This window comes from Bianquea renquensis, assembly GCF_014384895.1.
GTDB classification, from domain to species: Bacteria; Bacillota; Clostridia; order Lachnospirales; family Bianqueaceae; genus Bianquea; species Bianquea renquensis.
The window spans coordinates 15,355-29,550 of record NZ_JACRSQ010000004.1 but is presented as its reverse complement, the minus strand read 5'-3'; the positions used below and the strand labels follow the sequence as shown (position 1 = coordinate 29,550).

The 14,196-nt window shown below is 36.3% G+C and carries 10 protein-coding genes; all 10 read right to left on the bottom strand.

Annotated features, from left to right (window positions below):
* Nucleotides 1–2: 2 nt before the first annotated feature.
* The 10 genes from H8730_RS04045 to H8730_RS04000 all read right to left on the bottom strand — a co-directional run bounded on the left by H8730_RS04045 (nt 3) and on the right by H8730_RS04000 (nt 14,191).
* Nucleotides 3–959 carry a hypothetical protein gene (locus H8730_RS04045; RefSeq protein WP_177719314.1) on the bottom strand — a complete coding sequence of 319 codons (957 nt, stop codon included), beginning with the start codon at nt 957–959 and terminating at the stop codon, nt 3–5.
* Nucleotides 947–2,554, bottom strand: coding sequence for a beta-ketoacyl synthase N-terminal-like domain-containing protein (locus H8730_RS04040; RefSeq protein ID WP_177719315.1), 1,608 nt, complete (start codon nt 2,552–2,554; stop codon nt 947–949). Before H8730_RS04040 ends, H8730_RS04045 begins: the two co-directional genes overlap by 13 nt.
* Complete coding sequence (locus tag H8730_RS04035; protein WP_249289414.1) at nt 2,539–4,791, bottom strand: non-ribosomal peptide synthetase; 2,253 nt, start codon at nt 4,789–4,791, stop codon at nt 2,539–2,541. Before H8730_RS04035 ends, H8730_RS04040 begins: the two co-directional genes overlap by 16 nt.
* Complete coding sequence (locus tag H8730_RS04030) at nt 4,788–5,888, bottom strand: U32 family peptidase (RefSeq protein WP_177719317.1); 1,101 nt, start codon at nt 5,886–5,888, stop codon at nt 4,788–4,790. Before H8730_RS04030 ends, H8730_RS04035 begins: the two co-directional genes overlap by 4 nt.
* A 16-nt stretch (nt 5,889–5,904) precedes the next feature.
* Entirely contained in the window at nt 5,905–7,140 is a 1,236-nt protein-coding gene (locus H8730_RS04025; RefSeq protein WP_177719318.1) for a condensation domain-containing protein, read from the bottom strand.
* A complete protein-coding gene (locus H8730_RS04020; RefSeq protein ID WP_177719319.1) occupies nt 7,121–7,387 on the bottom strand; it encodes an acyl carrier protein in 267 nt (88 codons plus the stop codon). Before H8730_RS04020 ends, H8730_RS04025 begins: the two co-directional genes overlap by 20 nt.
* Before the next feature lie 120 nt (nt 7,388–7,507).
* Nucleotides 7,508–9,118, bottom strand: a complete 1,611-nt coding sequence (locus tag H8730_RS04015; protein WP_177719320.1) for a B12-binding domain-containing radical SAM protein — start codon at nt 9,116–9,118, stop codon at nt 7,508–7,510.
* Nucleotides 9,111–10,724 (bottom strand): carbamoyltransferase family protein, encoded by a 1,614-nt coding sequence (locus H8730_RS04010; protein WP_177719321.1) that lies wholly within the window; start codon nt 10,722–10,724, stop codon nt 9,111–9,113. The genes H8730_RS04015 and H8730_RS04010 overlap by 8 nt, the downstream gene beginning before the upstream one ends.
* 1 nt (nt 10,725) lies before the next feature.
* Nucleotides 10,726–12,291 (bottom strand): B12-binding domain-containing radical SAM protein, encoded by a 1,566-nt coding sequence (locus H8730_RS17835; protein WP_177719322.1) that lies wholly within the window; start codon nt 12,289–12,291, stop codon nt 10,726–10,728.
* 13 nt (nt 12,292–12,304) lie between these two features.
* On the bottom strand, nt 12,305–14,191 hold the full coding sequence (locus H8730_RS04000) for a RiPP maturation radical SAM C-methyltransferase (protein WP_177719323.1): 1,887 nt from the start codon (nt 14,189–14,191) through the stop codon (nt 12,305–12,307).
* Between the last annotated feature and the right edge of the window lie 5 nt (nt 14,192–14,196).

Sequence of the window (14,196 nt, the reverse complement as noted above, 5' to 3'; positions counted from 1 at the left end):
ATTCACATCCACATTTTATAAATTTTTTCAAACAACTTTCTCTGTTCACACAGTTCTGTATGAATCATCTGAAAGAGATGGGGAGATGATTTTCCTGCATACGCTGCTTTAAGTAGTCCTGCATAAATATTATTTAAACGTACTTTCAGTTTCTTGATTTCTTCGATGCATGCTTCTGAATCAGCGCAGTCCGAAAGATAGCGTTTTAAAATATCAACCCAATAATCAAAGATAACCACAAAGTGAGATTTTAACATATACGCTAAATAAAAGAACCGCTGCGATAAAAATTGATTATCAACCAAAGTACATTTTTCCAACTCATCCACACATGCTTCAAGCGCAGTTTGACCATAGAGAGTATCACAACCAGATGAACACAGGAAAATCTCAAGGTTATCAATAATTGCCTGATGTATCCATTTGTCGTAGGGGTATTCTTTTTTGTAACGTACAAACAATACTTCATTTAAATTATCTTGTATATTAGATGTCTCTATCTTTCTTATATTTGCCGTTATAGAGGCATCGTTATTTACGATGTAACAATCTCCGGTAAGCAAATAATCTGGATCCAAAACATCCAGTAAAATCAGGCAATGCATATCATCAGCAGTAAACTCTGCCAGATTCCTGGAGGTCTCCAATGGCGGGAATCTACCGGAAAGAATCACATTCCAGCCACCTGCCAATGCTTCTTTTTGCATTTTATTAAAATTGTTGCAATGAGCATATATCATCGATTCTGCAAACGGATAGTCACAGAATGCATCACAAATCCTTTGAAATGTACTGTATAAATAACTACTCTGAGCGTTCTTATTTTTATGTAGTTGAAACTGCATACCCTTGCAATAGAGAAAAATTTCTTCTTCGCTTATATCCATTCCGCCAAAACGGAAAATATTCTCTAACGCGCCGTAAAGACAGTTTTTCCCCGGACGTATTATTTTTTCCATGCCATTCCACTCTTTTTCATATAGCTGACAAATTCTACTATAGAAGGATGACTTAGAAGCGCATCTACATGTACCGGACAATTAAGCTTTCCAATTATTCCTAAAGCACTTATCGAATCCAAGCCCATTTCCATGAGATTGGCGTGAACATCCACTTTTTCTATTCCGAGAATGTCCGCAACCAGTTCCGCCATAAACCATTCTTCTTCATCTATATCTTCCACAAGCTTTCCTTTAATTACAACTTTTTTTTCATATGCTACACGGCCAACCCAAAAAGATGTATTTGGTTTTTGAGGTACTATAATCGAAGGAATACAATTCGAGAATGAACAAATCACCATGTGGCAATTCGTACCACTGATTCCAAAAGAACTTATCCCGCATACAGCCAAATCACTATTTATGTCGGTAGGGCAGTCACACACATATACTGGCGAATGGTCAAAATCAATATGCTGGTTAGGAGTAGTATAGTGAATGGAAGGCGGAATTTTTCGATAAGAGCATATTAATGCAGCCTTTATAAAACCTGCAACTCCAGCAGCCGCGTCCAAATGTCCTATGTTTGATTTAACAGTGCCTATAGCGCATCTGCCCTGCCTTCCATACGTTGAAAAGGCTTCCGTCATCGCTTTCGCCTCAATCATATCTCCGATTTTTGTAGCGGTACCATGGGCTTCGATATAATTGATTTGATCACTGCTAAAACCGCTGCTATCCCACGCTTTTTGTAATAATGATTTTTGTGCTTTCAAATTTGGAACTGTTATGCCTGCTGAAGTTCCGTCATGGTTAACTGCTCCGCTTTTCACAACTGCATAAATTTTGTCTTTTTCTGCAATAGCATCATGCAGCCTTTTTAATACAACAACCCCGCATCCTTCACCTGTACCTGTTCCTGCGGCAGACACATCAAAAGCGTGCGTCCGAAAAGTGGGGGACTCAATACCTATATTGATATCTTTATATGGAATTACGTGAATCTGAACTCCTCCAGCTATTGCTATATCACATTCGTGATTTTCCAAAGCTAAACAAGCCATGTAAATTGCAACCAAAGAGGACGAACAAGATGTATTTATGGTAATAGCCGGACCGCTTGTATTTAATGTATAAGCTAAACGACTCGCTAACATAGACGGCATATTTCCCGTCATTGAGATATTGTAGCCTAATGGATCCAACTCTTTAATCATGGCTGCATATGTTTCATTTCCGTAATATCCCGCATAATATCCCGCATTCATTCCGGATAAAGCAGTTTTACTGTATCCGGCATCACACAACGCCTCCCACGCAGTTTGCGAAAACAGCCTGTGGCTTGGATCCAATAATTCAGCTTCTTTTGGGGTCATGCCAAAAAGCTGATTATCAAACATGTCTATTTTCGGTAAAAAAGCTGCTTCAGAGTTTGCAATCTTTCCTACATTCATGTTGTGAAGCTGACAGTAATGACGTATATCATTATAGCGCATAACCGGAAATTTGCTTACACAATCTACTCCTCGCTCCAGTATGCTCCAATATTCTTGCAGATTTTCCGCGCATGCTGCTGTTATTGCCATACCGGTGACAGCTACTTCGAAATGCATCTACCATCCCTCGCTTTAATTATATTGTATATTCTTTCAGAAATGGCACTTATGGATGTATATTCAAATAAATCTATGAGTTCAATTGATTCCGGATATTTATTTGTTAATTTATTAAATACTTTGAGTAATTGTAGGGATTTAAATCCAATGTCAAAAAAATTTGCGCATATTGCCGATCTGGGAATAGGGATAATTTGCCTGAACATCTCATAAACAGTCTCTATAACCTGCTCCAAATCACATACGCCGTTATTCGCGTCTTTATGTAGAGCCACCCCCTGCTCATATTGATCTTTCATTGTTAGACGATCTACTTTTCCGCTATCCGTATGAATCATTTTATCCACCCGTTGCCAATCTGCGGGAATTGCAAAGGGAGGAATTGGGAGTTTCGTAAGATACTCAGCCGGTATATTTTTATCAGCAACATAAAGAGCTATAAGATTATCCTTGCCGCTTAGAGACGAACAAAAAACACATGAGTCACGCACGGGTAACTGTTCCTTAATCAAATCCTCCACTGCTTGCATGTCTACATAATGCCCGAAACATTTGGCATACTTATCCTTTATGGAAATGAATTCAATTAAGCCGATTTCCGACTGTCGAACCAAATCTCCGCTTTGAAATAAAATTTCACTTCCATATCGGATAAATTTGTTATCCTCCTTTCCTTCATACCCTTCCATTAAACCAATACCGCCAATATACAATTCTCCGGTCACCCCAGGTAACACCGGCTGCCCCATCCTGTCCAAAATATATGCATAAACACCATCTATCGGCTTCCCTATGCAGTTAACATTCTCGTCAGATATCGGGTCACAAACAAAAGAAACAATCGTATTTTCCGATGGTCCATATTCATTCACTATATGCATTGATGGATTCAGTTCCTTTGCTTTTTGAATGGATGTTTCTCGTATTTTTTCGCCGCCAAGTACCACTCGCGCCAACTTTTTCACAAGCCCAGTCTGGGAATTTACTATATATTCAAACAACGAACTCACCATACTGGTCATCATTGCCTGTTCGCGTTGTTTTAAAAAAGAAAATAAACTTGTTTCCGTTCTCAAGTTTGGATCGGGGATTATTAATCTGCGTCCTCCGCACAAACCTAAAAAGAAATCGGAATAAAAGCCGTCGAATCCCCAAGAAAGTAGTTGAAGTATTGATTGTATATCATTTAACGGATATTGCCGCAAGCGCCAACTAACTAAGTTGCTCAGGCTATTTCTGGAAATTATAATGCCTTTGGGAGTTCCCATAGAACCTGATGAACGTATTATATAAGCCTTTTCATTTCCCGTTGGAATTCGCCATTTCGGGGTATCAGGGCATTCATTCATGCAAATTCTTATTTTGGTTTTATACAGATCAATCAGTTCAATATTTTCAATTTCAGCACCGTATAAGATCCCCTCTGTGCTGGCTTCTTCAACACTATGATGTGTCCGCTGACGCCCCGATATATTTTGATCGATAGGAATATAGGTGCATCCCGCCATAATACAACCGATGATGCCTACTGCTAATTCTATTCCATTGGTTACAATGATACTCGCGCTGGAGACTCTTTTTATCTGTAACTCTTGTGCGATATTGTAAGCTATTCCCATCAGTTCTCGATATGTTATTGTCTGGACTAAAAACCCATCCTGTTCACTCCGTTTATAAATACGTTCTACCGCGATCTGATTCCAATTTAACAATGCGTTATTTTGCAAAAGAACTCCTATATCGGTGTAATCACTATTCTTTCCACTAATCCTGCCTTCTTGCGGCATACCAAATTGAAGTGAAGAAATAAAAGTGGTATCCATATCCCATAATGTAGATACCAACACTGTCAAAGCAGTTTCTATATAATTGGTTAATAAATCCACAATATCTGTAAAATAGTTTTCTGCATTTACTTCAACAGTGCCATCTTTTATAATGATTTTTATATCTGCATCCACTTTTATTTGTTTTTTCAATCCATCTGCTATGTTTTGATATAGTTCTCTGCAACTCATGTCCTTTGTTAGTTGCTCTATACGAAAATTCCACTGTTTTTCGGTATATGCATCTGAAAAAATGACAATTGACGCCGATGCATCTTGAATAACGATTCTCCCTAACAATACTGCCAAAGAAAGTACAATGCAAACGTCGCAATCAAGTTGCAAATGTTTGCAAATATTTCTTATTTTAAGAACTATACTATCATCTAATCTGATATTTGTATTCATTGTTTTTGCTCCAAATATAAACTGTATGGATTTACTTTCCGTAAATACGTACTTCCGATATCTCCCTTGTGCTTTGCGTCTTCCACCTGTATCGCATTTTTTGCAAAAGAATCGCAGTATGAACACCGAGCACAATTATTTTGACATATTTGCTTGCGTTCATAAAATCCTTTGATAAAGCCGTCCAACCTCTTGTTATCAATCTTTACGTTAAATGGGGATGTCTGAGAAAAACAGTTAAGGAGGAACATCAAATCACCATCATAAGATTCATTTAAATACGCTTCTACACACCGGACAATATCACCCTGCTCTACAAGGTGCCTTCCCTGTATTTTAAATAAATTGATACCGGTTTTACAATAGTAATTCAAATCCTCTGGTCTGACCCAATTCATCTTTACTAAGTTTGCACTGTTCTCCAAGCGTTGCAGCATACATTGATGTTCATAATATTTTACTCCCGCATCACCGTGCTCATAGTTATGGGAGCCTTGGTTCTGATGGAAAGGTCTAAACATACAATGACTGAGGCAAATAACGTTTACAATAACTTCAACACAGTTCGGAAACGTATCACACAATTGTTGCAGCGTGTTGAAATCCCTATTGATATCTTCACATACAACAAACCTTTCTGCACCAAAGTCCATATATTTTTTAGCTTTGTTCACATTGGTAATTCCGCATAACGTAGACGCTTTTAGTTTGAACTGATATCCTCGCTTTTTTATAAAATCCATAACAGCGGGAATTGCCACTGTTATATAATCCACTCCCAGACTTTCTATCAGTTCAAAAAAGCTCTCCATTTTGCTAATTGTCTCATTTTGAAATTCTCTGTTTCCTAAACATGTAGCATTAAAAATATAGTTAAATTTTATGTTATGTTCATGAGACACATAAATATATTTTTCGAGCGATTTCGTATTAAGCGTAGGCAGCAGTCCCACCGGACGTCCAGAACCATATACATTGTTTTCCGTTAATTGTCCATACGTTTCATAAACACACCTATCAGAATATTGCTCGTTCAATAAACTGTAACGATAGATTGTTTCTAGTTTATAATCCGCCGGAACACTAAATTTTAACACACTATTTCATCCTTTCTTAATTCAATAGGTCTCGGACCAGGGATGCAACAACCTCCCTTACTTTTTCTATCACGCCCAGCGCATTTTCCTTACTGAAGAAATTAGCATCGTAAGACAACTGAACAATATACTGAAAATCTAATGTAAATACGTTCAGTGTTAATAAAAAGCCGTTTGCATATTTTGATTGATAAAGGTCTACTTTATAATGTTTATCCGGCAAGTCCAAATCCTTAGGATAGTTTTGTATATTTACCATGGTCTGTGGAAAAATTGCATCTCTCCCTGGATCCTTTACATATTGGTTCGCTTGAATATGTTGAAGATCATTCTGTATCTTTTGCGCAAGTTTTAATGCAGAACAAGAATGCATATCCCAGACCCGTAATGGTGCAGTTGTAATGCATGGTCCAATGAAGGTTTCTATTGATGGTAAATTGGCATCGCGCCCAGATAATACAATATTAAATATCACATCATCCAAATTGTAAAGATCCTTCAGAACCAAAGCCCACGCTAAACAAAAAAGCACAGCTGGAGTAATACCACATTGCATAGCCGTACTTGCCAAGCAGCTACACTCATCTAATGTAAGGGTATATGAAAGATCGCTTTGTTCAAACTTTTTCAATATGTCTATTTGCTTGACTTTGAATATAGGAGTTGGGGGATTTTTCAGATATCCGGTCCAAAAACTATTATGCTTCATTTCTGAAAGTTCTCGTATGTAACTGTAGTAAGCCCGATGCCCCAGCACATTGGTTGGCTGATACGGAATGCGGAACACCAAAGAATGATATATCTGCATCAACCCACGCAAAATAAGGATATTACTCCATCCGTCAAAAAGAAGATGGTGATACCGAAATATTACCAACAATTTTTCGGCTTCTACCTGACATAATGTCACTTCAAACGCCCGCTGGGAAAGTTCCATCGGTTCGTTCCAAAGATCGTGCAGCAACTTCTGCGGATCCGTATAATGAACTACGCGCAAAGCATCCATCTGACGATGTATTACTTGAACAGGCCGCGTCAGTCCGATATAATGCACTGTGCTGCGCAAACTCTGATGGTACCGCGACAAAACGCCGAAGGCTTTCTTTATTGCGTTTATGTCTTTTATACCGCTGATAAAATAAGCTTGTTGTTCAAAGCCGATTTTTGTCTTATTCAATACCATATATGGAAGCAGAAGCGCAACCTGTGTATCATGTAGAGGTAATATATCCTCAATATCCATCTTGTTCATTTTCGCTAACACGTTGTAATACATATTCAGACAGATCACGAACTGTATGGAATCTGTCCATGGCCAAATCTTCATCTAAAAATTCAAAATTATATTCTGTTTCAATAGCCACGATAATTTTTATAAAGTCTACAGAGTTAATTCCAAATGAAGACATTGGATCATCAATAGTCAGCTTCGCTTTGTTTTCATCACTTACATAATATAAAATAATTTCCATAACTCTATCACTGATATTTCCACTCATTTTATAATCTCCTTTTAATTTTTATTTTTTGTGAATACTACATTAAATGAAATAGTCCACGATGCGCATTTTAAGAATTGAGATACAACTTCTTTATGGTATTAACCAGAACAGTTTAATTTATAAAAAAGGGCACTTATTTAAATCAATGCCCACACGTTCCATTTTCAAGTACATTCGATTTCTGGTAAATTCAAATTGTTGAGCAATATTTCTAAGTTTATCATCCGAAAATATGTCCCTGGAAACTGTATCAGCAGCTTCCAAACTCCAACCATTCATAGATAATTCCAACAATTCCTTAAATAGACAGACAATCGTCTTTGAAAGTTCCTTTTGAATCACGCTTATACTGCGTTTTTCATCTTCAAGAATCTTTTTCACAAGTCTATTTTTTTCGTACACTTTAGACCAATAACCAAAGGGGATCATATACCTTTGTATTCTCATAAGCAAGTCGTTTGTATGGCTATTGATAGCCTGAAGATATTCCAATAAGTATTTTGCAAATGTGTAAATACGTTTATCTTTCATTGTATAACTATAGAATCGCCCTCCTGCATCGTTCCATAAGCCATTTTTCTTTATCATATCGTTGAGGCTGTTTCCAGAATAAACAATATATCCGCTTACAACATATTCGATATTGTATGCAAGATCATAATGATCCAAAAATTCTATATTCTTCAGCAAACGTTCATATGTGGAAAATGGATTAAACATTATAAAACCTATTGTAACGGCAATCTCATGCTTTAGTAACAGATCCATAATTCCATAGTTATCTTCAACGGTTGCCGCTTTGTTGTATAAATTTAAATCATCCTGATTTCCAGATTCAATTCCCACCATCAACCCACACAGACCTGCTTCTTTCATTTTCTGTATAAGCAATGGTGTTGCGTCCCGCTGGAAGTCGGCCTTCATATAGGCATTAAAATAAATAGTCAGTTTCCGTTGAATCATTTCATCCATCAGTGATTCTAACCGCCCTGACGGTATTCCCGGATCATCCAAACTGCAATCAATAATGTAAAAATTATTAATATTATAGGCTTGTGTGATATATTGCATTTCGTCCACAGTGTTCTTAACACTTCTGCCTCTCCATTTGCCCCAATATTTCTTTGATACGCAAAAAGAGCAATTTCCAGTGCAGCCCCTTGACGACGAAATAATCGCCACACGGTATTCTTTTTCCATCAGCAAGTCCCTGCTCGGCCATGGAAGCGAGTCAAGATCTTCAACAAATTTTCTCTTTGGATTAACAACTATTTCTTTTCCCGCCTTATAAGCAACGCCGGGTATATTGTCCAGGGTATTGCCCTTGTATAGTGCGTTAATACTATCGTACGCTGTAAGTTCACCTTCACCCATGATGATATAGTCAATCGCTCCGCCTTGAAGCAAACGTTTATAATCAAGTGTAGCTGTATAACCACCTGCAAAAAACACACTTTTCTTCAATGAATGGTAACCTTTTAGTTTTTTTGCCGCTGCCAAAACATCAGGAAGATTGAGATCATAAACGGAAAATCCGATAAAATTCCATTCTTTTTTGCCAATAGATTCTATATCAATGGACGCCAATGCTTCACGCATGATGGAGACATCACATCCTTTTTTTCTCAGATACGAAGCTATATATGCAATGCCCATATCTTCAAATATCTTTATTGCATTTCCAGCTATCAGCGAGATGAGAAGAACAGATGGCGTTTTATTATTCATTTATTTTCACCTTTTCTATTTTATAGCTGTTCATATATAAAACATCAATCTGTGTACTCAAGAAACAATCAATTGCTTCTTCTGGTTTTTCCACAATCGGCTGTCCTTGTACATTAAACGATGTATTGATCAAAACATATGTTCCAGTTTCATTGCCAAATTCCATTACTAACTGGTAAATCAGATCATTCTCATTTGCTGTAAGCGTTTGCACCCTTGCTGTTTGATCGATATGTATTACAGATGGAATTTCATCACAACGATCCTCTCTCACTTGAGATACAAAAAGCATAAATTCTGATTCATCATGTTCCATTACAAAATAATCTTTTGCTTTTTCCAGGGGAACAACAGGCGCAAAAGGTCGGAATCCTTCACGAAACTTCACGCGTTTGTTCAACTTATCTTTCATATTCTTATCCCTTGCATCAGTAAGAATACTTCTGTTTCCAAGCGCTCTGGGTCCTATTTCTGATCTTCCCTGAAACCACCCTACTATTTTCTGCTCTGAAAGATTTTTCACAGCATCTTTTAATAATTCGCTCCTTTCAAGTTTCCGCCACTGTATTTTACCATTTTGGACCTTTAGTGCTTTTTCAATATAAGAATCGTCATATGATTTTCCAAAATATGCGCTACGCAATCTTTTCCCACCATGATATGGATTCCCGGCTAAATTATAATAACCATAAAGAGCTGCGCCAATGGATGTTCCTGCGTCATTGCAAGCTGGAAGAATATAGACTTCCTTAAACGGCGTGTTTTTTAATATTTTACCGTTAAGCACGCTATTTAACGCAACACCTCCGCTGTAACATAAGCGCGGGCATTTCGTCTTTTCATATAGAATCCTCATGATTTCAAAAACGCTTTCCTCTAAAATTCTCTGGCCGGCGTATGCCAAATCTGCATGGATGCGAAATATCTGTTCTTCATTCTTGCCTTTTTTGAGTTCATTTGCATATTCCTTCAATTGTCCGGGAGATTGGAACATAGAAAGATTCCCGATAGAATCAATTGAAACATATTTGGATAATTCATGATAGTATGTATCTTTTCCATAAGCAGAAAGTCCCATAGTTTTACCGTCTTCAAATACACGGAATCCACATAAAACTGTAAACGCTTCATATAGACCGCCCAATGAAGAATAGATATTCTTTTTATAATCCTGCGTTACTTGATGCATGATTCTTATATCATTGTTTTGAGCATAGCCATAAGTAATTACTTCTTCTGCATCATCTGAAAGTACGCTCCCTGATCCATCAATACATAATAATGCGCTTTCGGAAAATCCTGAAGAATAATATGTACCGGCAATATGAGACATATGGTGCCTAATCAACCTTGTTCTTTCTGGAAAATGAAGCTTTATAAGGTGACTCATTATTAGATCATTCCCAATAAACATATCAATATCATTTTCATGAAGCTTCATATTATCCATTACATACGCTTTACTTCTAAAAAAATGAGAACGGAAACCTAAAGCATGTTTATTCCGGGTAATGCGCTCCTCCTCCAGCATTATACGAATTTTACCGTCCTGAACAATGCAAGATGAAAAATCGTGCGCAGACCCTCCAATTCCAAATATAATCATTTTAGCACCTTTTATCTGGCTGTTCTAAAGCATATTCAGCCTTTTTGAATGTCTGCTCTATTGAAAGCAGATCGTTGAGATATTCTCTTTCAATAATTTTCATAATTTCTCCCGTCCCCATTTCTGTAGCACATAATTGAGCAATTCTCCTAAAGCAAAGCATATCAAGCTCCATTAATTTCTTTTTTTCATTTAACAAATGAAAAGCAAGTTCATGAATTCCTTGCTTATGGGCCTTATACGTTAAATAATATTTTTCCGCAGCCGCCTGAATCTTTTTTCTCCAGTTATTTAGACAATCGTAAAACCGCTCTGTTTTTTTATGTATAAAATCATAACCATTTTCATTGTTTTTTAATAAACCCTTCTGTAAAAAATCAAAATAAATCGGAGAGCCTTTTACAACTTTAAGAGGGTCATTTAAGCTAACTGGAAATGCACCAGCATAATCAGTATTGTAATATTCTAACTCCAGTAAAACGTCAATGTTATATATTAATTCATCAATCGTTGTATATGGATCAAATAATATTAAACCTAAAGAAAACGGAATGCCCTTTTCTTTAAGAATTTGAATTGCTTGAATATTTTTCTCCGCTGTTACTCCTTTTCTGAAAAGATCCAATTGTCTTGGTACAAAACTTTCGACGCCTGTAAATACCATATCTAATCCTAATCCTATCAGCACATCCAAATATTGGCTATATCGAATGATATCGTCCGCCCGTGCGGTTATCTGAAAATGAAAAGACAGTGCTTTTTTATGTATCAGATGCGAAAATTCACGCATAAAATCTGGATCACAAAAATGATAAAGAAAATTATCATCAAAGAAAATAAAGTTTTTTGCGTGGTATTCCTTAATAAGCCATTCAAGTTCTCCAATAATATTTTTACAACTCCTACATTTGACGAGAGGACCGGGGCGCAATCGTTTATATGTATTAGACGCGCAGAATGTACAACTCCCATAACATCCGCGGGATGATACAATACCAAATGTTCCACTGCTATTCATATAAGATATTTTAGGATACGGAAGATCGTCAAGGCTTTTTTGGGATATAAACGGTGGCGTTATGACAAATTTTCCATTTTTTCTATATGCTACTCCGCGAATATTATCAATTTGAATACCTCCATTTGCAGCCAGCATTAATTCTGTTAATATTTCTTCACCATCTCCAATTACGCAACAATCTAACTCTGGTATTACATCAAGCGTATCTTCAGGATAGATCGACGGATATATTCCACCTGCAAAAATAAACGTATCAAAACAGCGTTTTCTTATCAATCTGGCAATCTTTGCAGCACATAATAATGTTGTATAAAGAATTGATAAGCCATACGCATCATATTTATTATTTTCCAAATGCTGACATAAGCGTATTAAATCCCATTGATTCGCGGGACACTCCAAAACGGTAACAGAATGCCCTTCTCTTTCAATACTTGCTGCCAAATAACCTAACCCCGGACTCTGAATATTGGGTTTATATGGATCATACTCGTTATTATCTAAAATGCTTTGAGTATATGGGGGGTTAATGAAGCATATTTTCACAAAGTCACCTCTTTTAAAACAGATTTACTGTCTCAGGTATCAGCGCAGTTCTCAATTTAGGAGCGCTTTTCATAACTAAACTAAAATAACAATCCCCGGGTTGGTATACTAATTTTTTTGCTTTCAACTGTTTTAAAGCTTCTTCACTTTTTTCATTTAAATCAAGTTCAGCCAAAGACATTGGTCGATCAAGTCTTTGTAAAAGGTCATATTCACACAATGTAATATCAATAATGCCGGAAATATTATTCCTTGAATCTAAAATTGATCTTTCATTTAAGAAGTATAACATAGGGGGAGTTTTATTAAGCCATGCGTTTTTCCACTCTTCTACACGATGAGATAATTGATAAATTTCTTTTAAATTTTTGAATGAAAACGTCTTTTGAAAAGATAAAGAACGATAAAAATAAGCCATGCTTCCTAATTCTTCCTTCGAAAAAGGGTATATCTTTTCCAAGATATTTATATTAGGCTCCAAAATAAGTCCATATTTTTCTGGATAGTGAACATATTCGCTTGTTTTTTGAAAACTGATAGCCCAAACACCGCTAGGTGGGTTAAAATGATATATATAAGGTATAAAATCAAATTGATTTTTATAAGCATATTCCGGCTCGCCTGGAGTGCCTACAAGCAAATTCCATAGAATGCCAATTCCTTCTTCGCTACATTTTTTCAAAACCCTCAGATTATCTACTGATGTTGTTCCCTTTTTCATTAACTGAAGCGTTTCGTCATCAAAACTCTCTATACCCACCTGAACCAAATTGATATTATATCTCGCCATTTTTTCAATTTGTTGGTCACTAAGATCAGCACGAATCTCATAAAAAAAATGTTGATTTGGCGATATGTCTAAATATGGAAAAACCAAATCAAGATACTCCGGCGGCATAACACTGTCAGTTGCCCAAAAAACATCATTTTCTTTATATGAAAGTAAATCATTTAGATATCGAATTGCTGTTTCATTATCCATTTTTCTATATACAGGTTTTCCGCCATTAATTCCACAAAAACTGCAGCATTGGTTTTTTTCGCCCCAATAACAACCTCTTGACGTCTCAAAAAATAGCCTAGGCTTTAGATTAGTATCAGAAAAATATTTTTTAAATGACTGAAAAAAATCACTATAATCCAATCTTGGGGATAAAGTAATATCATCTTCTTCCCCATAATAGAAATCTTCCTCGTTTAATCCGGCGTTGCGTCTTTGTTGGTGCAGCAAATTTGAATGAAGTCCTGGAATCTGATAAAGCATATCTTGTTTTCCTTCAAGAAAACATTCAACCAATCTTGTAAATAACAAGTTTCCATAACCCGAACAACAGTAATCAATACACTCGATTTTTAATAATGGTAAATATGCAGAATATTCACAATTTGCACCACCAAATAAAATAATTGCGTTGGGGTTTTTTTGTTTGATTTTCCGCGCCATTGCTATATTGGCAACTTGCTGTTCAAACATTGACGTAAATGCAACAATATCTGTCTTATCTAACGCATGTTCTTGTATCTGCATATCGAGGAATCCATCCATTAAATCCCGTTTATTCAGTAGAAATTGACGGTGAGTTTCTTCCACTTCATTTTTATCAAAGTATTCATAATAATTATCGGATTCATTCGGAAAAGCAGTTTTTTTAAAGAACCAATCGCGTAATCCATCTGTATAATGATCTATTTCGAGTCCAATCTTTTTTTTGTTATTGCCACTAAAGTTTTGATAATTTTCCAAACCTATGAAAGCAGCAAATGCATGGTTAACATATACGACATTAACTTCAATACGATCTTGAAATTGGTTGCATATAGTTGATTTTAATTGTGTTAGTGCAAAATTAGAAAGATTAACATCCGCAAACGGCATATTTACAAGTTTTATATGTAACATTTGAC